The sequence below is a fragment of the Bradyrhizobium sp. CCBAU 11386 genome (assembly GCF_028128955.1).
Lineage (GTDB): Bacteria > Pseudomonadota > Alphaproteobacteria > Rhizobiales > Xanthobacteraceae > Bradyrhizobium.
On the sequence record NZ_LBKA01000233.1, the window covers coordinates 12,466 to 31,963 of the forward strand.

General features: G+C 66.8%; 16 protein-coding genes. 7 read left to right on the plus strand and 9 right to left on the minus strand.

What is annotated here, in order from left to right:
* Nucleotides 1–23 precede the first annotated feature (23 nt).
* On the plus strand, nucleotides 24–3,023 hold the full coding sequence (gene putA, locus XI09_RS23195) for a bifunctional proline dehydrogenase/L-glutamate gamma-semialdehyde dehydrogenase PutA (RefSeq protein WP_271568918.1): 3,000 nt from the start codon (nucleotides 24–26) through the stop codon (nucleotides 3,021–3,023).
* A gap of 351 nt (nucleotides 3,024–3,374) precedes the next feature.
* Nucleotides 3,375–4,580, plus strand: coding sequence for a CaiB/BaiF CoA transferase family protein (locus tag XI09_RS23200; protein WP_271568919.1), 1,206 nt, complete (start codon nucleotides 3,375–3,377; stop codon nucleotides 4,578–4,580).
* Between the two features lie 168 nt (nucleotides 4,581–4,748).
* Here XI09_RS23200 and XI09_RS23205 read toward each other — a convergent pair whose 3' ends face one another.
* The 6 genes from XI09_RS23205 to XI09_RS23230 all read right to left on the minus strand — a co-directional run bounded on the left by XI09_RS23205 (nucleotide 4,749) and on the right by XI09_RS23230 (nucleotide 10,005).
* A complete protein-coding gene (locus XI09_RS23205; RefSeq protein WP_271568920.1) occupies nucleotides 4,749–4,913 on the minus strand; it encodes a hypothetical protein in 165 nt (54 codons plus the stop codon).
* A 37-nt stretch (nucleotides 4,914–4,950) separates the two neighbouring features.
* Entirely contained in the window at nucleotides 4,951–6,486 is a 1,536-nt protein-coding gene (locus tag XI09_RS23210; RefSeq protein WP_271568921.1) for a hypothetical protein, read from the minus strand.
* Between the two features lie 93 nt (nucleotides 6,487–6,579).
* Complete coding sequence (locus tag XI09_RS23215) at nucleotides 6,580–7,545, minus strand: hypothetical protein (RefSeq protein ID WP_271568922.1); 966 nt, start codon at nucleotides 7,543–7,545, stop codon at nucleotides 6,580–6,582.
* Nucleotides 7,546–7,855: 310 nt separating this feature from the next.
* On the minus strand, nucleotides 7,856–8,353 hold the full coding sequence (locus tag XI09_RS23220) for a TPM domain-containing protein (protein WP_271568923.1): 498 nt from the start codon (nucleotides 8,351–8,353) through the stop codon (nucleotides 7,856–7,858).
* A gap of 5 nt (nucleotides 8,354–8,358) precedes the next feature.
* Nucleotides 8,359–9,264, minus strand: a complete 906-nt coding sequence (locus XI09_RS23225) for a TPM domain-containing protein (protein WP_271568924.1) — start codon at nucleotides 9,262–9,264, stop codon at nucleotides 8,359–8,361.
* Between the two features lie 132 nt (nucleotides 9,265–9,396).
* Nucleotides 9,397–10,005, minus strand: coding sequence for a LemA family protein (locus XI09_RS23230; RefSeq protein WP_271568925.1), 609 nt, complete (start codon nucleotides 10,003–10,005; stop codon nucleotides 9,397–9,399).
* 177 nt (nucleotides 10,006–10,182) lie between these two features.
* Here XI09_RS23230 and XI09_RS23235 point away from each other — a divergent pair, with 177 nt between their 5' ends.
* From XI09_RS23235 to XI09_RS23245, 3 genes are read left to right on the plus strand one after another with little or no spacing between them, the layout of a single operon-like run.
* Nucleotides 10,183–11,037 carry an enoyl-CoA hydratase gene (locus tag XI09_RS23235; protein ID WP_271568926.1) on the plus strand — a complete coding sequence of 285 codons (855 nt, stop codon included), beginning with the start codon at nucleotides 10,183–10,185 and terminating at the stop codon, nucleotides 11,035–11,037.
* 4 nt (nucleotides 11,038–11,041) lie between these two features.
* Nucleotides 11,042–12,190, plus strand: a complete 1,149-nt coding sequence (locus XI09_RS23240; RefSeq protein WP_271568927.1) for an acyl-CoA dehydrogenase family protein — start codon at nucleotides 11,042–11,044, stop codon at nucleotides 12,188–12,190.
* Nucleotides 12,191–12,207: 17 nt separating this feature from the next.
* Nucleotides 12,208–13,404, plus strand: a complete 1,197-nt coding sequence (locus XI09_RS23245) for an acyl-CoA dehydrogenase family protein (protein ID WP_271568928.1) — start codon at nucleotides 12,208–12,210, stop codon at nucleotides 13,402–13,404.
* A 247-nt stretch (nucleotides 13,405–13,651) separates the two neighbouring features.
* On the opposite strand, the gene XI09_RS23250 is transcribed toward XI09_RS23245, so the two are convergent.
* From XI09_RS23250 to XI09_RS23260, 3 genes are all read right to left on the minus strand, one after another.
* Nucleotides 13,652–15,976 (minus strand): xanthine dehydrogenase family protein molybdopterin-binding subunit, encoded by a 2,325-nt coding sequence (locus XI09_RS23250; protein ID WP_271568929.1) that lies wholly within the window; start codon nucleotides 15,974–15,976, stop codon nucleotides 13,652–13,654.
* 196 nt (nucleotides 15,977–16,172) lie between these two features.
* Complete coding sequence (locus tag XI09_RS23255; protein ID WP_271568930.1) at nucleotides 16,173–17,048, minus strand: dihydrodipicolinate synthase family protein; 876 nt, start codon at nucleotides 17,046–17,048, stop codon at nucleotides 16,173–16,175.
* A gap of 60 nt (nucleotides 17,049–17,108) precedes the next feature.
* A complete protein-coding gene (locus XI09_RS23260; RefSeq protein ID WP_271568931.1) occupies nucleotides 17,109–18,074 on the minus strand; it encodes a VOC family protein in 966 nt (321 codons plus the stop codon).
* A gap of 183 nt (nucleotides 18,075–18,257) precedes the next feature.
* Here XI09_RS23260 and XI09_RS23265 point away from each other — a divergent pair, with 183 nt between their 5' ends.
* Nucleotides 18,258–19,124, plus strand: a complete 867-nt coding sequence (locus XI09_RS23265) for a S1C family serine protease (RefSeq protein WP_271568932.1) — start codon at nucleotides 18,258–18,260, stop codon at nucleotides 19,122–19,124.
* Nucleotides 19,121–19,492, plus strand: a complete 372-nt coding sequence (locus tag XI09_RS23270; RefSeq protein ID WP_271568933.1) for a response regulator transcription factor — start codon at nucleotides 19,121–19,123, stop codon at nucleotides 19,490–19,492. Before XI09_RS23265 ends, XI09_RS23270 begins: the two co-directional genes overlap by 4 nt.
* Nucleotides 19,493–19,498 lie beyond the last annotated feature (6 nt).

A 19,498-nucleotide genomic window follows, 5' to 3' on the forward strand; every position in this document is an offset into this window, starting at 1 on the left:
CGATTTGAGCCACAGGACACGCCATGCCGAACATCCCGCCTCCCTTCACCGCCCCCTACGCGCCCGATGACACCGACATCGCCGCCCGCCTCCTCCCGGCGTCGCGTCTATCCCCGCCGCAGGAGACGCGGATCGATCGCACCGCGACGCGGCTGATCGAGGCGATCCGCAAGCGCGACGACCGGCTCGGCGGGGTCGAGGACATGCTGCGGGAGTTCGCGCTCTCGACCAAGGAGGGCCTCGCACTGATGGTGCTGGCCGAGGCGCTGCTGCGCGTGCCGGACGCGCACACCGCCGACCAGTTCATCGAGGACAAGCTCGGCGAGGGCGACTTCATCCATCACGAGACCAAGTCCACCGCCTTCCTGGTCAACGCCTCGGCCTGGGCGCTCGGCCTGTCGGCGCGGGTGATCCAGCCCGGCGAGACGCCCGACGGCACCATCGGCCGGCTGGTGAAGCGGCTAGGGGCGCCGGCGGTGCGCACCGCCACGCGCCAGGCGATGCGGCTGATGGGCAATCATTTCGTGCTGGGTGAGACCATCGAGCAGGCGCTGGAGCGGGGCAAGCCGCGCTCCGGTCAGAAGACGCGCTACTCCTTCGACATGCTCGGCGAAGGCGCGCGCACCGCGGCGGACGCCAGGCGCTATTTCGACGCCTATGCCAGCGCGATCGAGACCATCGGCAAGGCGGCCGGCAACCATCCCCTGCCCGACCGGCCCGGCATCTCCGTCAAGCTCTCGGCGCTGCATCCGCGCTTCGAGGCGATCAGCCACGCGCGCGTGATGGCCGAACTGGTGCCGCAGCTGCTCGATCTGGCGCAGCGCGCCAAGGCCCATGATCTCAACTTCACCGTCGATGCCGAGGAAGCCGACCGGCTGGAATTGTCGCTCGACGTCATCGCGGCAACGCTGGCCGATCCCTCGCTTGGAGGCTGGGACGGTTTTGGGCTGGCGATCCAGGCCTATCAGAAGCGCGCGAGCGCGGTGATCGACTATGTCGATGCGCTCGCCCGCGCCCATGACCGCAAGCTGATGGTGCGGCTGGTCAAGGGCGCCTATTGGGACACCGAGATCAAGCGCGCCCAGGAGCGCGGGCTCGACGGCTATCCCGTGTTCACGCGCAAGGCGATGACGGATCTGAACTACGTCGCCTGCGCCGCGAAGCTGCTCGGCCTGCGGCCGCGCATCTTCCCGCAATTCGCCACCCACAACGCGCTGACGGTCGCGACCGTGCTGGAGATGGCGGAGGGCAGCAGCGGCTTCGAATTCCAGCGGCTGCACGGCATGGGCGAAGCGCTCTACGAGCAGCTCGCCAAGGACCACCCTGACATCGCCTACCGTACCTATGCCCCGGTCGGCAGCCACCGCGACCTGCTCGCCTATCTGGTGCGGCGGCTGCTGGAGAACGGCGCCAACTCCTCCTTCGTGGCGCAGGCCGCCGATTATCGCGTCCCGGTCCCGGCGCTGTTGCAGCGTCCGGCGGATGCCATCGTCCGGCCGCAAGCGGCGGCCCATCCAAGGATTCCGCTCCCTTGCGATCTGTTCGCGCCGGAGCGGCGCAATTCGCGCGGCGTCGAGTTCGGCGCGCGCGCCGCGCTCGACCAGCTACTGACAGACGTCAAGGCCGCGGCAGCCGATCCCAAGCCGGTCGCCGATGCAACGCCGGACCAGGCCAACGCAGCGGTGGCCGCCGCCCGTGCGGGCTTTGCGGCCTGGAGCCGGACGCCGGCGGGCACGCGCGCGGCAGCGCTGGAGCAGGCCGCGCATCTGCTAGAGAGCCGCAGTGCCCGTTTCATCGCGCTACTCCAGCGCGAGGGCGGCAAGACGCTCGACGATGCGCTCTCGGAGCTGCGCGAGGCCGCCGACTTCTGCCGCTACTATGCCGCACAGGGCCGCAAGCTGTTCGGCAGCGAGACGGCGATGCCGGGCCCGACCGGCGAGAGCAACGCGCTCGCCATGCGTGGCCGCGGCGTCTTCGTCGCGATCTCGCCGTGGAATTTCCCGCTGGCGATCTTCCTCGGCCAGGTCACGGCAGCGCTGATGGCCGGCAACAGTGTCGTCGCAAAACCCGCCGAGCAGACGCCGCGCATCGCGCGCGAGGCCGTAGCCCTGCTGCACGAGGCCGGCATCCCGAAGAGCGCGCTGCATCTCGTCATCGGTGACGGCCGCATCGGCGCCGTGCTGACCGCGCATCCCGATATCGCCGGAATCGTCTTCACCGGCTCGACCGAGGTCGCCCGCAGCATCAACCGGACGCTCGCGGCCAAGGACGGGCCGATCGTGCCGCTGATCGCGGAGACCGGCGGCATCAATGCGATGATCGCCGATGCCACCGCGCTGCCGGAGCAGGTCGCCGACGACGTCGTGACCTCGGCGTTTCGTTCCGCCGGCCAGCGCTGCTCGGCGCTACGGCTCCTGTTCGTGCAGGAGGACGTCGCCGACCGCATGATCGAGATGATCGCGGGCGCCGCGCGGGAATTGAAGATCGGTGATCCCTCCGATGTCGCAACCCATGTCGGGCCGGTGATCGACGTTGAGGCCAAGCAGCGCCTCGATGCGCATATCGCGCGGATGAAGACCGAGGCGCGGCTGCACTTTGCCGGCCCCGCGCCCGAGGGCTGCTTCGTCGCGCCGCACATCTTCGAACTCAAGGAGGCCGGCCAGCTCACCGAGGAAGTGTTCGGCCCGATCCTGCATGTCGTGCGCTATCGCCCCGAGAACCTCGAACGCGTGTTGCAGGCGATCGAGCGCACCGGCTACGGGCTCACGCTCGGCGTCCACTCCCGCATCGACGACAGCATCGAGGCGATCATCGACCGCGTCCAGGTCGGCAACATCTACGTCAACCGCAACATGATCGGCGCCGTGGTCGGCGTGCAGCCGTTCGGCGGCAACGGCCTGTCCGGAACCGGCCCGAAGGCCGGCGGCCCGCACTACCTCGCGCGCTTCGCGACCGAGCAGACCGTGACGATCAACACGGCTGCGGCCGGCGGCAATGCTGCACTGCTCGCGGGGGAGGAGTGAGGCTGCTTCTGGAGCCGCCTTCACAACACCGCGCAATATCAGTTCCGTCATCCTGAGGTGCGAGTGGCGCGATGCCAAGCATCGTGCCGGGAGCCTCGAAGGATGAACGGCCCGGATACAGCCGGGCCCTCGCCCTTCGAGGCTCGTCCTGCGGCACACCGCAGGACGAGCACCTCTCAGGGTGACGGGAGATGGTTTCGGATCCGTGGCGGACACGCGCCGATCGCTGCAGCGATGCCCTGCGCCTACCGCCGTTGCATCCCGCCGAAACATCGGTCTAATGCTGCCAAGACCTGACCCGTGCCAATTCCAGCGCGCGGGAAACGACAAGAGCGAGGGAGCTACGCCGCGATGGACAAGGGCATTTTTGCGGGGCTGAAGGTGCTGGACTGCGCGAGCTTCATCGCAGCGCCCGCGGCCGCGACCGTGCTGTCGGATTTCGGCGCCGATGTCATCAAGATCGAGCCGCCCGGCGCCGGCGACCCCTACCGCAATCTGCCCAACCTGCCGGGCTATCCGACCGGCGAGCACAATTTCGCCTGGCTGCTCGAGGCCCGCAACAAGAAGAGCCTCGCGCTCGACCTCTCCAAGCCGGAGGCGCAGGCGGTGCTCTACAAGCTCGTCGAAGAGGCCGACGTCTTCATCACCAACATGCCGCCGCCGGTGCGCACCAAGCTCGGCATCACCTATGACCACCTCGCCCATCTCAACGACCGGCTGATCTATGCCTCTTTCACCGGCTATGGCGAAAAGGGCGAGGAGGCCAACAAGCCCGGCTTCGACAGCAATGCCTATTGGGCGCGCTCCGGCCTGATGGATCTCGTCCGCGCCGACACCGACACCACGCCGGCCCGCTCGGTTGCCGGCATGGGCGATCACCCCTGCGCCATGGCGTTGTACAGCGCGATCGTCACCGCGCTCTATCAGCGCGAGAAGACCGGCAAGGGCTCGCATGTCGCCTCCAATTTGATGGCGAACGGGGTGTGGGCGGCGAGCGTGCTGGCGCAGGCAAAGCTCTGCGGCGCCAAGTTCGGCGAACGGCGCCCGCGCGAGCGCGCGCTCAACGCCGTGACCAACCACTATCAGTGCAAGGACGGCCGCTGGATCATCCTGTCGCTGCTCAATGAGGACCGGCAGTGGCCGACGCTCGCGCGCTGCATGGGGCGCGAGGACCTCATCACCGATGCCCGTTTTGCCACCAAGCCCGACCGCCACGCGCGATCCGTCGAGCTGATCAAGATCTTTGACGAGGTGTTCGCCACGAAGGATCTCGCCGAATGGCGCAAGATCCTCGACGGCAATGGCCTCGTGTTCGGCGTCGTCGGCATTCTGGACGACATCCCGAACGACAAGCAGATGCTGGACAACGAGGTGCTGGTGCCGTTCGAGAACGACACCATGCTCACCATCTCCAGCCCGATCTGGGTCGACGGCGCCAAGAAGGTGCAGCCGCGCAAGCCGCCCGGCGTCGGCGAGCACAGTGACGAGATCTTGCGCGGAGCGGGATACGACGAGGCAGCGATCAAGCAGCTGCGGGGTTCGGGGGCGGTGGGGTAAGAGGCGCGCCAGCGCTACACACTCCGCCGTCGTCCCGGCGCAGGCCGGGACGACAGTGTGGAGATAGCTCGCCCTCGCCGGGCTTGTCCCGGCCATCCACGATCTTGAGCGCGGAAACCAGAACGTGGATGCCCGGGACAAGCCCGGGCATGACGAAAGAGGGCGCAGCTACTGCAGCTCCAGCCAGCCGAGCGTGAACAAAATCCCGCCGACGATCACGACCATTGCGACCGCCCAGATGCTGACGCGGATGCTGCCGGTGATCTGCTTGGCTTCCTCATTGCGCGCGATCTCGCGATTGCGCTCCTTGTTGGCTTCGCTCGCGTCCGTCATGGGTCATCCAAATCGCTCTGTCTGGCTTGTGCACGCGCTAACGCGTCTTGATGAAGCACATGCCGATGCGGCGCGAGGCCGCGGCGGCCTGACAGGTCAACCCTTTGGCACAGCTCCACGACGTAAAACTCTTGTCGAGCGTTCCCGATCCCGCATTTTGCAGGGAACAATGCGCGCCCCAGCCGTCCTGATATTCGGTGCCGGCCAGTTCCTGGCTGCCGCGGGCCTGCGGCCGGCTGGCAAATCCACGTGAGAAATCAGGGTGCTGTCCGGCCGCGAACGCGGTCAGGATGTCGCGGCGGCGAAGCTGGTCGCCGAGGAAATGCGGCGAGGCCGGCACGATGGTGGAATTGGACGGCTTGTCCGCGAGCCAATCCACGCCCGGAAAATGGAAGCCGCCGATGCCGCGGGTCTGGTGACAGCCGGCGCAGGTGACGTCGTTGAGACGGCGCTGGAAGCCTGCGACCGAACGGATGTTCTGCATGTCACCGCGCGCGGTGGCTTGCTTCAACGCGCCGACCACGTCGCTGTCGGTGAAAACGGGATCGCTGTTGCCCTCGCCTTGCATCATGCCGAACTCCGGCTGCAACGCGGAGGCATCAAGGCCCGCGGGTGTCGGCACGACAGCAGCCTTGGCCAGGAATTTCTCGGGGATCAGCACCGTGCCGCGATCGAATTCGCGCAGATGGTCGGGCGCGAGCAGCCACGCCTTGAAGTCGCGCCGGAGATCATTGTCCGCAAAAATCCGGTCGCGGTCGATCTGGTTCTCCAGCGTCGATTCCTCGAACGTCTTCGTCGCGGAATCATACTTGAACACCTTGAGCAAATAGTCCGAGCGGAAATCGTGCAGCGCCGATTTCGGCGCGATGGAGACCTGGATGTTGGTCTCGATGCGATCGAGCATGGCATCGTAAGGATGGAAGCCACCGCCGATCAGCTCCTGCCAGTCGCCATTGCCGAGCCAGCGCCGCGCCACCTCGGCGCAGGTGACCGGCTTGCCGTTCGAACCGATCTGGCGGGAATCGCGCGCCTTCATCACCAGATTGAACGTCATCGGCAGGCGCGTCGCCGTCCTGGCTCCATCCGGTCCGGCGTCGAAACGGGTGAGCCGATAGATCAAGCGGATCTCGCCGCAGGAGTCCTCCGCCACATAGGCGCGGTCCATGCGGTTGACGATGCCGGCCAGCACGAAACGCGTGTTGGGGGATTTCAGCGCGGCCCGATCGAACAACTGGACGTCAAAACCTTCGCCGACGCCGATGGTCTCGCTCGGCCATGCCGCCTTGTGTCCTGCGATGTAGCGATCGAACTCCGCATCGATTGCCGGTGGAATTGGCGCAAGCTGCGGCATCCAGGAGAACAGCAGATCGTTCGTGAGCGGAAAATCCGCGTTCCGCTCCGGCCACAACAGGCGCGAGATCGTGAGCGCATCGTTCTGGTCGAGCTTGCGCAGGACATCGGGATCGGTGATGGCGGTGCCGCGCGTGAGCTGTGCATTCTCCGCTGCCGGTAGCGACATGGCGCCACCCAAAAGCACGACGACAGCAAGGAGAATTCGCAACGCGCGGCTCATGCCTTCAGTAACACCGCGCGGGGACCCCTATTCAAGCAAAAAGGCGCTTCACATGGTGGTGAAGCGCCTCTTCGAAAGTCGAATGTCGACAGCTTAGCGCGCGACGATCAGGCCCTTGCTGGTCACAACCACCCAGCGGCCGTCCTGGCGGCGGATCGCATCGACGCGGCCGACGCCGGGAATGGGATCGCCGGCATAGACCTCGTAGAGGCCTCCGCGGCCCTCGATCAGCGCACCGCCGTTCGAGACGTCACGCAGCACCCAGCCCTCGATCGTCGGGAGCCGGCCGACCTCGGTCCTGGGCGCGGCGGGCACCGGAGCCGGTGCGGCGGCCGCGGTCGCAACCTGGGTCGGCGCGATCGAGCCGGTGGTCTCCTTGGCGGGCGCCGCGGCTGCGGCCTGCGCGGGAGCGGCGGGCGGCGTGGCACGGAGCTTGTCCACGGTCTCGGACAGTTTTGCGATCCTGGCCATCGGCTCGGCCTGCGCCTTCTCGAGCTTGTCGAGGCGGTCGTTGGCCCGGTTGAACTGGCTGAGACCGGTCTTGGAGGTGTGCTCGACATTCGCCTTGAGCGCGACGAGGTCGGCATCGATCCGCGCGACGGAGGCATCCAGCGCGCTGGTGTCGGCGACCTGCGCCGGCGCCGGAGCGGCAAAGTGCATCATGCCGGCAGTTGCAAGCGCACCGCTGATCGCACCGACGCTGGCGGCAATCGCCACCACTGCGACCATCGCCGACAGCCGGCGCTTGCCGCCGGCCTCGCGCGGCTCGTCCGCCTTCACGTGCGGGGCGAAATCCTCGCGGTCCCAGGCGCGGTCCGACGGGGGCATGACGATGAGCTTGCCGGGCTTCGGCTCGGGCTTGCTCTCGGCCTTCGGCTCAACCCTGGCCTCAAACTTCGGCACCTCGATCCGCGGCGGCTCGATCTTGACCGGATCGGGCTTGGGCGGCGCCTCATGGTCGGGGGCGATCGAGGGCGCCTCGATCCCGGCAGCTTCGACGGCCTGCGGCGCGGTCGCAGCTTCGACGACGCTCGTGTCTTGGGCAGCCTGCTCAGCCATTGGTTCGCTCACGGCTCAAATACTCCAGTCTGGATTGACCTTTTGGTAACTTTCATTGCTTGCGAAATCCTTACTTCGGGACCCGCTTACCGAAATTTTAGGAAGTTATCCGGGGCCGAATTGGGCCGGGAAAGTGGAACCGGTGTGGCGGGTATGAAACAAATTGTAACCGGGGAAGATGAACGGCCGCGCAACAGCCGGGCCGTCGCCCTTCGAGGCCTTAGCGAAGCAATCCAGACTGCCACCGCGGAAAGACTCTGGATTGCTTCGCTGCGCTCGCAATGACGGAATGCGGATTATCGCCCGTCCGTCACATCACCACCGGCGCATCCGGCAGCTCGTTGCGATGCGGGCCGCCTGGCGGAAAATGCTTCGCCAACTCGCGCGACACCGCCGCGATGCCGTCGATCACGCCGTGCTCGAACTGGCCGGACCTGAACTGCGCCTCCATGGCGCGGCAAATGGTCTCCCAGCCCGCCGCGCCCACCTTCGCGTCGATGCCGCGGTCGGCGATGATCTCGACGTCGCGGTCGGCGAGCAGGAGATAGATGAGGACGCCGTTGTTGTGCGCGGTGTCCCAGACGCGCAGGTGCGAGAACACGTCGATCGCACGCTCGCGCGCCGGCTGGTTGCGGAACAGGGGGCGGCCGTCGAGCGCGCCTTCGACGACGAAGCGGACCTGGCCGGAATGCGTGGTCTCACCCTGCTTGATCGCCTGCTCGATGCGGCTGAGCACCTTTGGCGGAAAGATCTGCTTTGCCCGCCAATGATGCTGCACCAGATGTCTGGCAATGCGCTTGATGCTCATGACCGCTACCAGCTCCCCGAGGCGCCGCCGCCGCCAAAACTGCCACCGCCACCGCTGAAGCTGCCGCTGCCGCTGTCGCTGCTGCCCGACGATCCGCTGCTCCAGCCGCCTCCCGAGGATCCGCTCGACCACGAGCCCCGACGCGACGACCCCGAGCCTGGCCCCATCGCGGAAAACAGATCGGCGATGAACCCGATAATGAAGCCGAGGGCTCCGAGCGCCATGGCAAGCGCGAAAGAGCCGAGAATGAGCCAGGTCAATGCCGCGATGATACCCCCGGTCGCCAATGATCCGAGCAGCCGCCCCAGCATGGCCCGGAAGAACCCGCCGACCCCGATCGAGGCGAACAGCGTCACGATGAAGAGCGGCGCGAGATCGTCCAGATGGCCGAAATTCACGCTGGGCGAAGGAACCGGCAGCGGCTCGCCGTCGATGACGCGGATCATCCGATCGACGCCATCCGAGATGCCGCCGCTGAAATCGCCCGTTCTGAATTTCGGTGTGATGATCTCGTCGATGATCCGCCGCGAGGTGACGTCGGTGAGCGCGCCTTCGAGGCCGTAGCCGACCTCGATGCGCAAATGCCGGTCGTTCTTGGCAACGACGAGGATCGCGCCGTCGTCGACTTTCTTGCGGCCGAGCTTCCAGGACTCCGCAACGCGGATCGAGAACTGCTCGATCGTCTCCGGCTGCGTGGTCGGCACGATCAGCACGGCGATCTGGCTGCCCTTGCGCGTCTCGAAATCGCGCAGCTTCTGCGACAGCGCGGCGATGTCGCCGCTGGAGAGCGTGCCGGTCTGGTCGACCACGCGGCCGGTGAGTTGTGGCACCGCGACGTCCGCGGAGGCTGGGAGGACGAAGGCGAGGACGAGTGCGAATACGGCAATCGTTCGCCACAACCTCGTCGTCATCGCCCGGCTTGTCCGGGCGATCCAGTATTCCAGAGACGCCGGCGGATGACGGAGAAGCCGCGGCGTGCTGGATTCCCCGCTTTCGCGGGGAATGACAGCGGAGGATGTGGTGCGCATCGGGGCTGAACGCGTTTACTTCGACGGCGCAGGCGCCGGATTGAAATCGACCTTCGGTGCGGTCGAGATCGCCTTCTCGTTCTCCACCGAGAAGTTCGGCTTCTCCTTGTAGCCGAACATCATCGCGGTGAGATTGCTCGGGAACGAGCGGATGGTGACGTTGTACTCCTGCACCGCCTTGATGTAGCGGTTGCGCGCCACCGTGATGCGGTTCTCGGTGCCTTCGAGCTGGGACATCAGGTCCTTGAACAGCGCGTCCGACTTGAGCTGCGGGTAGTTTTCGGTGACGACCAGGAGGCGCGACAGCGCGCTGGAGAGCTCGCCCTGGGCGGCCTGGAACTTCTGGAAGGCCGCGGGGTCGTTCAGCACCTCCGGCGTCGCCTGGATGCTGCCGACCTTGGCGCGCGCATTGGTCACGCCGAGCAGCACGTCCTTCTCCTGCTGGGCAAAGCCCTTTACCGAGTTGACCAGATTGGGCACGAGATCGGCGCGGCGCTGATACTGGTTCACGACTTCGGACCAGTTGGCCTTGATCTGCTCGTCCTCGCTCTGGATCGCGTTGTAGCCGCAATTGGTGAGGCTGAGCGAGGCCAGCGCTGCCAGCACGGTCAGGATTTTGCGCATCAAATTTCTCCCGGTGGAATCCGGTGCAAACTACCAGATTGACCGCGCGCGGTGCCAGACATCTTGTGCCGGCGGCGCGAAAAGCAGCCGATTGACGCAAGCCCCTTGCCTATCACTGGCCAACATAGTCAACTCAACGAAACAATAAGACCAAACGGAAACGCCAGGGGGAACGCGATGTCCTCGTTCGAGACCATCCTCGTGGAGCGGCCGGAGCCGGCGATTGCCCGCGTCGTGATGAACCGGCCCGATGCGCGCAACGCGCAGAACCTGCAAATGACCTACGATCTCAACGCCGCCTTCGATGCCGCGGTGCAGGACGACGCGGTCAAGGTGATCATCCTCGCTGGCAACGGGCCGCACTTCTCCTCAGGCCACGATCTGCGCCCGGGCGGCAAGAATGAAGCGGGCGTCGATTTTCCGCCGATCGGAAATTGGGGCGGCTTCGCGGAAGCCAATGCCCATGGCCGCTTCGCGCGCGAGCAGGAAATATATCTCCAGATCACGCGGCGCTGGCGCAACCTCGCCAAGCCTGTAATCGCCGAGGTGCACGGCAAGTGCATCGCCGGCGGCTTGATGCTGGCCTGGGCCTGCGACCTCATCGTCGCCAGCGACGATGCGCAGTTCTGCGATCCCGTGGTCACCATGGGCGTCTGCGGCGTCGAATGGTTCGTGCATCCCTGGGAGCTCGGCCCGCGCAAGGCCAAGGAATTCCTGTTCACGGCCGACAGCTGGAGCGCGCAGGAGGCGCATCAGCTCGGCATGGTCAACCAGGTCGTGCCGCGCGCGGAGCTGTCGTCGCGCGTGCTGGAGCTGGCGCGCCGGATCGCATCAAAACCATCCTTCGCGCTGAAGTTGACCAAGGAGGCCGTGAACCGCTCCGTCGACGTGATGGGCCAGCCGGCTGCAATCGACCAGGCCTTCGCCCTGCATCAGCTCTGTCACGCCCATAACCTTCAGGAGTTCGGCATGATCGTCGATCCATCCGGCCTGCATCCCTCCGTGCGCAAGCCGCCGCCGGCCGCGGAGTAAGGTCATGGACCTCAATCTCAGTGACGAGCAACGGCTGTTGCGCGAAAGCGCGGAACGCTTCGTGGCCGAGAGCTACGATGCCGATCATCGCCGCAAGATGGCGAACGACCCGCTCGGCTTCAGCCCTGATGTCTGGACGCAGTTTGCCGAGCTCGGCTGGCTGGCGTTGCCGATCCCGGAGGAATTTGATGGGCTCGGCGGTGGTGCGGTCGAGATCGGCATCTTGATGGAAGCCTTCGGCCGCGGACTGGTGTCGGAGCCTTATGTCGCGACGGTCGTGCTTGGAGCTGCGCTGATCGACAGATGCGGCAGCACCGCGCAGAAGCAGGCGAGCCTGCCGAAGATCGCGGACGGATCGTTGAAGCTGGCTCTTGCGCATTCCGAACGCGCAGCGCGGTTCGATCTTGCAAAAGTCGCGACCGCCGCCAACAAGACCGCGCAGGGCTGGCGCCTTACCGGCAGCAAGATCGCCGTGCTCGACGGCCATGCCGCCGACGAGATCATCGTCTCCGCGCATATTCACGATCATCGGGGGCCGTCGGGGCGGATCGGCCTGTTCCTGGTGCCGGCAACGGCGCCGAGCCTCTCGATCTCCGACTATCCGCGGCTCGGTGGCGGGCGCGCCTGCAATATCGAGCTGCCCGACGTGCATCTTCCGGAGGACGCCCTGCTCGGCGACGGCAAGGATGCGCTGCCCGCAATCGAATGGGCGATCGATCGCGCCATGGCCGCGCTCGGCGCTGAAGCCGTCGGCATCATGCAGACGCTGCTGGAGACGACGCTGGAATACACCAAGATCCGGAAACAGTTCGGCCGGCCGCTGTCCGCCAACCAGGTGATCCGCCATCGCCTCGCCGACATGGCGATGCAGGTGGACGAGGCGCGCTCGATGGCGCTGCGCGCAGCGCTGAAGGCAGACAGCACGCCGATCGAGCGCGCGCGGGCCGCGTCGGGCGCAAAGGCGAAGATCGGCAAATGCGCGCGCTTCGTCGGCGAGCAGTCGATCCAGCTCCACGGCGGCATGGGCGTCACCGAGGAGCTCGAGGTCGGCGCCTATTTCAAGCGGCTCGTCGCCTTCGACACGCTGTTCGGCGGCAGCGCGCACCACTATGCCCGCCACGCCCGGCTTGGCCGTGCCGGCGTGCCGGCCTGAACGGAAAGGAGCGCATCATGGACCTGTCGTTCAATGCCGAGGAGCGCGCCTTCCAGGACGAGGTGCGCGGCTTCATCGCCAAAAATCTCACCGAGGAGATGAAGCGCGCGACCGCGCTGACGCCGTCGGTGTTCTCCGATCCTGACATCGGCATGGCCTGGCAGCGCGCGCTGCACAGGCAGGGCTGGGGCGCGCCGGGCTGGCCGGTCGAATATGGCGGGCCGGACTGGACGCCGGCGCAGCGCTGGATCTTCGAGACTGAGTCCGCACGCGCCGGCGTGCCGAACGTCAACGTGATGGGCGTGAAGATGGTCGGGCCCGTCATCATCGGCTTTGGCTCGCCGGAGCAGAAGAACTTTTACCTGCCGCGCATTCTCTCCGGCGAGGATTATTGGTGCCAGGGTTACTCCGAGCCGGGCTCGGGCTCCGACCTGTCGTCGCTGAAGACGCGCGCGGTGCGCGACGGCGACGACTACATCATCAACGGCACAAAGATCTGGACCACGCATGCCCACCACGCCAGCCGCATGTTCGCGCTGGTGCGCACCAGCGACGGACCGCGGCAGCAGGACGGCATCAGCTTCATCCTGATCGACATGAAGACGCCGGGCATCACGACGCGCCCGATCCTCACCATCGGCGGCGACCACGAGGTCAACCAGGTGTTCTTCGACGACGTGCGCGTGCCCGTCGCCAACCGCGTCGGCGACGAGGGCAAGGGCTGGACCTACGGCAAATATCTGCTCGAATTCGAGCGCGGCTCGGGCATCGCGTCCGCCAAGCTGCGCGAGGGGCTGAAGGCGATCGCGGACCTTGCCGAGTCGGACCTGACCGGCCGCGCCATCGACAGTCCCGATATCGCCACGCGCATCTCCGAGGTCGAGGTCGATATCGACGCATTGGAGATGACCGAGTTGCGCGTGCTCTCGGCGCTCCAGACCGGACAAAATCCGGGCGCTGTGTCGTCGATCCTGAAGCTGCGCAACAGCGAGATCCGCCAGGCCGTGACGCGGCTGGGCGCCGACGTGATCGGCCACGACGCCCTCGCCGTCGAGCCGATGCGCCCGCTCTACAAGCTCAACCACGAGCCGGCGACGCCCGAGGAGATGCTGACGGTGGTGCCGGAATATCTCAACGGCCGGGCGTACACGATCTTCGGCGGCACGTCCGAGATTCAGCGCGACATCATCGCGAAGATGATGCTGGGGATTTGATTTGACTCTTGTAGCCCGGTGTTTGGCGTGCACAAGCGCCACATCCTCCGCCGTCGTCCCGGACAAGCGTAAGCGCAGATCCGGGACCCATAGCCACAGGCGGACGTGGTTACGAGGACTCGGAGTTACCGGCTTCGCGCCAAACCGCTCCCTGTGGTTGGGTCCCGGATCGGCGCGCGCTTAGGGCGCGCTTGTCCGGGACGACAGTTGAGTTTGTCGCGAAAGCCAGCGCAACAAAGCGTTGCGCTTACCCGCCCGCCTTGGCGTCCCTGATCGCCTGCCAGATCTTCTGCGGCGTCAGGGGCGTGTTGAGCTGGGTGATGCCGAGCTCGGCGAGTGCGTCCATCACGCCGTTGGTGACGCAGGGCGGGCCGCCGATGGCGCCGGATTCGCCGCAGCCCTTGGCGCCGAGCGGATTGGTGCGGCAGGGCGCGGAATCGTCCAGCGTCACCTCGATCGGCGGCACGTCGCCGGCGCGCGGGATGCAATAGTCCTGGTAGCTCGCGGTGAGGAGCTGGCCGTCGGCATCGTAGGAGACGCCCTCATAGAGCGCCTGGCCGATGCCCTGCGCGACGCCGCCATGGATCTGCCCCGTCACCAGCATCGGGTTCACGGCAACGCCAACGTCGTCGACAGTGGTGTAGCGCACGACGCGGGAGACGCCGGTCTCCGGGTCGATCTCGACCTCGCAGATATGCGTGCCGTTCGGCCAGCTCGGACCGTCCACCTCACCTTCGGAATCGACGCTGAGCTTTGCGCCGCTCTCCTTCTCGGCAAGGTCGAACAGGTTGATGCGGCGATCGGTGCCGACGACGGTGAGCATGCCGCCCTGATACTCGATGTCCTCGACCGAGGTCTCCAGCACGTTCGCCGCCTTCTCGCGCGCCTTCTGGATCAGGTCATTCGACGAGACGGCCACGGCCGTGCCGCCGACGAACAGCGAGCGCGAGCCGACGCTGCCAAAGCCCATGGCGAGATCGGTGTCGCCCTGGACCACGTCGATCTTGTCCATGGCAATGCCGAGCGTGTCGGAGATCATCTGGGTGTAGGTGGTCTGAAGCCCCTGCCCCATCGCCATGGTGCCGGAGTGCAGGACGACGCGGCCCTGCGAGGTCGCGTGCAGGCTGACCTTCTCGGTATGGGCGCGGCCGCCGGTCCATTCGATGTAGGAGGTGAGCCCGCGCCCGTAGAGCAGGCCCTTCTTCTTCGCCGCCTTCTTGCGCGCGGCGAAGCCGTCCCAATCGGCAAGCTTCACGGCGCGATCAAGCATGTGCGCGAACGCGCCGGAATCGTACACCTGCCCCGCAGCGTTCGTGTAGGGCAGCTGCGCCGGCTTGATGTAGTTGGCTTTGCGGATCGCGCGCGGATCCATGCCGATTTTTCGCGCGGCGGCGTCGAACAGGCGCTCGACGATGAAGACGGCCTCGGGCCGGCCGGCACCGCGATAGGCGCCGACCGGCGCGGTGTGGGTCATGACCGACTTCACCTCGAAATGCACCAGCGGCAGATCGTAGACGCCGGTCTGCACGAACGGCCCGAGCACCAGCGGGATGATGTTCGCCGCACCCGAGGAATAGGCGCCGGTGCAGCCGATCGACTTGACGCGATAGGCCAGCACCTTGCCCTTCTCGTCCAGCGCGAACGACGCGGTAGAGGTGAGGTCGCGGCCATGGGTGCCGCCGACGAACTCGTCGGTGCGGTCGCCGCGCCAGCGGATCTTCCTGTTCAGCTTGGTCGCGGCGTAGGCGACGATGCCGTCCTCGGGATAGAGGTTGGTCTTCTGGCCGAAGCCGCCGCCGATGTCGCCAACCAGCACGCGGACGCTGTCCTTGGGACGCTTGAGCACGGCTTCAGCCAGCACGTCGCGGGTCGAGGCCGGCGTCTGCGACTGCACATGCAGCAGGAGACGTCCGGTCTTCTTGTCGATCTCCGCAATGGTGGAGCGCGGCTCCATCGCGGAGGGCACGAGGCGCTGGCTGATGATATCGAGCTCGACCGTGTGCGCGGCCTTGGCAAAGGCCTCGTCCACCTTGGCGGCATCGCCGTAAGCCATCGCGCCGACGATGTTGTCGGGCGCCTCCGGCCACACCACGGGCGCGCCGGGCTTCACCGCCTCGACCGGGTCGACCACCGCGGGCTGCACGTCGTATTCGACCACGATCGCCTCGGCCGCGCTCTGCGCTTCCGCGCGGGAGGCCGCCACCACCGCCGCCACCGCCTCGCCGGTGTAACGCACGATCTCATGGGCGAGCAGCCGGCGCGGCGGCACCGTCATCGGCTTGCCGTCGGGGCGCTTGAAGATGCTCAGCGTCGGGATGCTGCCGACGTCGTCCTTGACGAGATCCGCACCGGTGTAGATCGCGGTGACGCCGGGCATCGCGGCCGCGGCGCTGGTGTCGATCGAAACGATCCTGGCATGCGCATGCGGCGAGCGCAGCACGTGCAACCACAGCGCGCCGTCTTGCGGCTTGTCGTCGATGAATTGCCCCTTCCCGGTCAGCAGCCTCAGGTCTTCCAAACGCTTGACGGGCTGGCCCGCTCCGAAACGCAAATTGCCGGGAAGAATGTTCATTCCGTGGGGTCCTCAAGTCTTCAAAACTGCGGGCTGCCTTTTAGCGGATCGACCGGAGGCATGCCAGCCGCGGTTTTGGGCGGTGAACCCACACATTCGTCATGCCCGGGCTTGTCCCGGGCATCCACGTTCTTTGTGCTACGCGGCAAGGCGTGGATGGCCGGGTCAAGCCCGGCCATGACGACGGGGAGAGAGCTCAGCCCAGCTCCCTGAGCGCCGCTTCCACCACCTTGCGCGCATCGGCCGTCAGCGCGGCCTGCGGCGGGATGGGATCGCCGACGTCGTAGCCCTGGATCGAAAGGCCGGCCTTGATGCAGGCGGCGAGATTGAAGCGGGCGAAGGCTTCGTTGATGCGCCACAGCCTGCGCTGGAGCGCCATGGCCTGGTCCCAGCGGCCGGCCTTGCAGAGGTCGTAGAGCGCCACGCTCTGGCGTGGGATGATGCAGGCAGGTCCCGCCATCCAGCCGAGCCCGCCGATCAGCATCACCGCGGCCGGAATGTGGGCGGAGGCCGAGAACACCCGCAAGGAATCGCCGCAGCGGTTCATGATCGAGAGCAGCCGGCCGGTGTTGGTCGAGGCGTCCTTGATGTACCCGATGCGCGGATGCCCGGCGAGGCGCGCGATGATGTCGAGGGTGAGGTCGGAGCGCTGGAATTGCGGGTTGGTGTAGATGACGACAGGAATGTCCACGGCATCCGCGATGGCGCGGAAGTAGGATTCGACCTGGGCATCGGCGAGCGGGAAATAGGCCTCCAGGATCGCGAGAATGCCGTCGGCGCCGAGCTTCTGATAGGCCTTCGCCCGTGCCACCGCATCGGCCGTCGAGGTGGAGGCCACACCGGCCACCACGGGCACGCGGCCCTTCGCCGCCTCGATGGTGGTCTGCACGATTGCAGTCCGCTGCGCGGCGTTGAGATAGGCGAATTCGCCGGTCGAGCCGAGCGGCGTCAGCCCATGAACGCCGGCGCCAATCAGGTCGTCGCAGAGTTTCGCGAGCACATTCCTGCGCACCGTGCCGTCGGCATCGACGGGCGAGACGAGATAGGGGAAGACACCGTGGAAATCGGGCATGTCAGGGGTCCCGGAAACTGGTTTGCGCCTGACGGGTATTAGCAATGCCTGCGCAGGCGATCAAACCCTGAGCAGCCGCACCCGCGTGCCCCAGGGATCGATCGCCTCCACGCCGTCCGCAAGCGCCGTGACCTGCGTGCCGCCCTTGCGCAGGCGCTCCACCTGGGCGGCGAGAATGTCCGGCTTCGCCATCACCAGCGAGAACCAGGCGAGACCCGTCGTCTGATCGTCGCGCTGGCCGGCGCCCTGGCTCTGCCAGACATTCATGCCGAGGTGATGGTGATAACGCCCCGACGACAGGAACGCGGCACCATTGCGCTTGCGGGTCGGGTCGAGGCCGACCGTGCCGTGGTAGAAGCTTTCCGCCTGCGCAAGATCGCCGACGCGCAGATGCATGTGGCCGATGCGCATTCCGTCCGGCGCCTTGGCGTAGTCGGGAATGCGCGTGTTGGTCAGCGACAGCAGGTCGGGGATGTTGAGCTCGTCGGTCGCCATCTTCACGCTGCCCTCGCTCCACTGCCATTGCGAGGGATCGCGGTCGGCATAAACCTCGATGCCGTTGCCTTCGGGGTCGTCGAGATAGACGGATTCGCTGACGAGATGGTCGGCAAAGCCCGATAGCGGCACGCGATGCGAGGCGGCATGCACCAGCCAGCGCGCGAGGTCCTTGCGGGTCGGCATCAGGAAGGCGGTGTGGTAGAGGCCGGCGGCATTGCGCGGCTCGATCGCAGCATCGGGACGCGCCTCGAGCACGAGCAGCGTGATGCCGGCCGTGCCGAGCTTTGCAACTGTCGCCGAGCGCTCCATGACGGCCAGCCCGATCACGTCGCGGTAGTAGTCGGCAACCGTGTCGAGATTCTTCACCCGGAGCGTCACCATGCCGACCCGCATCGGCGTGCGGCTGGCATAGGTCGGCCCGGTGCCTTGCGCAGTGCCCTCGGCGCGTGCAGCAGCCGCGGCGGCCATCGCGAGCGAGGTGGCGCCGGCGAGTTGAAGCAGGGTGCGGCGGGTGAGGTCGATGGTCATCGGTTGGGGCTCGCTGGAAACGTGTAGGGCCGTGCGGCGCAATCTCGGCCGATTGCTACACGTTCCCGTGAGCGGCTCCCAATCACATGTTCGTCGGCCGGCGCCGGCTCTGTCCTGGCCACCCGGCCAGTTTCGCAATCGCCCGCGACATCCCAGATTGAGGACAACTTACAGGAGACCACCATGACCGCTCCAACTCCTCTGTCTTCACTGTCGTCCGCGCTCGCGGACGTCGTGGCCCGCACCGCGCCCTCCGTCGTCTCCGTGCATTCGCATCGTTCCCGCGCGACCGGCTTCGTCTGGAAGCCCGGCCTGATCGTCACCGCCGACGAGGCGCTGGCCGACGAGGGCGAGGTCGAGATCGGCCTCCCCGACGGCAGCCGGGTCGCCGCCACGATCGCCGGCCGCGACCATACGACCGACATCGCGCTGCTGCGTGCCGAGATTGGCGTCGCCCCGGTCAAGCTGGCCGCGACGGTCCCGCCCCTCGGCACGTTGTCGGTTGTCGTGGCCACCAACCGTGATACCCCGAGCGCCGCGCTCGGCATGGTATCTGCGTCCGGCAAGAGCTGGCGCTCCTTGCGCGGTGGCGACATCGATGCGCGGATCGAGCTCGACGTCCGCCTGCGTCCCGGCCAGGAGGGCGGCCTTGCGCTCGATGCGACGGGTGAAGCTTTCGGCATGGCGGTGCTCGGCCCAAGGCGTGTGCTGGTGATCCCGACGGCGACGATCGAGCGCATCGCGCCGCAGCTAGAGGCGCGCGGCCGCATCGCGCGCGGGTATCTCGGGCTCGGACTCCAGCCGGTGCGGCTCGACGACGGTATCGGCGCGATGGTGATGAGTGTCGACAAGGCCGGGCCTTCGGCGGCGGCCGGCATTCGCCAGGGCGATGTGATCGTGGCGGTCAATGACCAGAAGCTGTCCGGCGTGCGCGCGCTGTCGCGGACGCTGGGACCCTCGAGCGTCGGCGCAATCGTCGATGTCGCGGTGCGCCGCGGCGGCGAGCCGGTCAGCTTCAAGGTCACGGTCGGCGAGAGGCCGGAGGCGTGAGCGAGAACAAGCTGCCGGAGATCGTGCTGTCCCTGGAGATCGACGATGCCGCTCTCGCCGATCGCCTGGCTGCGCTGCTCGGCAATGTCGCCGGGCTGCGCCTTGCCGCACCCGGCGAGCAGGCCGCCGCGACGGTCGTTGCCCGCGATCCGCGCGGCATGCCCGACGACATCGCATTGACGCAGCGCGAGCTCGACGTGCTGGCGCTGATGGCCGAGGGCGCCTCCAACAAGATGATCGCGCGCCAGCTCGGCATCTCCGTGCACACCGTGAAATTCCATGTCGGCTCGCTGCTCGACAAGCTGGATGCCACCGGCCGCACCGATGCAGTGGCGCATGCCGCGCGCCGCGGCGTGATCGAGCTCTGAGCAGCG

Excerpts from the sequence above, each read along its gene's own strand:
- putA (WP_271568918.1), top strand. The coding sequence starts at position 24 with ATGCCGAACATCCCGCCTCCCTTCACCGCCCCCTACGCGCCCGATGAC.
- XI09_RS23200 (WP_271568919.1), top strand. The coding sequence starts at position 3,375 with ATGGACAAGGGCATTTTTGCGGGGCTGAAGGTGCTGGACTGCGCGAGC.
- XI09_RS23205 (WP_271568920.1), bottom strand. The coding sequence starts at position 4,913 with ATGACGGACGCGAGCGAAGCCAACAAGGAGCGCAATCGCGAGATCGCG.
- XI09_RS23210 (WP_271568921.1), bottom strand. The coding sequence starts at position 6,486 with ATGAGCCGCGCGTTGCGAATTCTCCTTGCTGTCGTCGTGCTTTTGGGT.
- XI09_RS23215 (WP_271568922.1), bottom strand. The coding sequence starts at position 7,545 with ATGGCTGAGCAGGCTGCCCAAGACACGAGCGTCGTCGAAGCTGCGACC.
- XI09_RS23220 (WP_271568923.1), bottom strand. The coding sequence starts at position 8,353 with ATGAGCATCAAGCGCATTGCCAGACATCTGGTGCAGCATCATTGGCGG.
- XI09_RS23225 (WP_271568924.1), bottom strand. The coding sequence starts at position 9,264 with ATGACGACGAGGTTGTGGCGAACGATTGCCGTATTCGCACTCGTCCTC.
- XI09_RS23230 (WP_271568925.1), bottom strand. The coding sequence starts at position 10,005 with ATGCGCAAAATCCTGACCGTGCTGGCAGCGCTGGCCTCGCTCAGCCTC.
- XI09_RS23235 (WP_271568926.1), top strand. The coding sequence starts at position 10,183 with ATGTCCTCGTTCGAGACCATCCTCGTGGAGCGGCCGGAGCCGGCGATT.
- XI09_RS23240 (WP_271568927.1), top strand. The coding sequence starts at position 11,042 with ATGGACCTCAATCTCAGTGACGAGCAACGGCTGTTGCGCGAAAGCGCG.
- XI09_RS23245 (WP_271568928.1), top strand. The coding sequence starts at position 12,208 with ATGGACCTGTCGTTCAATGCCGAGGAGCGCGCCTTCCAGGACGAGGTG.
- XI09_RS23250 (WP_271568929.1), bottom strand. The coding sequence starts at position 15,976 with ATGAACATTCTTCCCGGCAATTTGCGTTTCGGAGCGGGCCAGCCCGTC.
- XI09_RS23255 (WP_271568930.1), bottom strand. The coding sequence starts at position 17,048 with ATGCCCGATTTCCACGGTGTCTTCCCCTATCTCGTCTCGCCCGTCGAT.
- XI09_RS23260 (WP_271568931.1), bottom strand. The coding sequence starts at position 18,074 with ATGACCATCGACCTCACCCGCCGCACCCTGCTTCAACTCGCCGGCGCC.
- XI09_RS23265 (WP_271568932.1), top strand. The coding sequence starts at position 18,258 with ATGACCGCTCCAACTCCTCTGTCTTCACTGTCGTCCGCGCTCGCGGAC.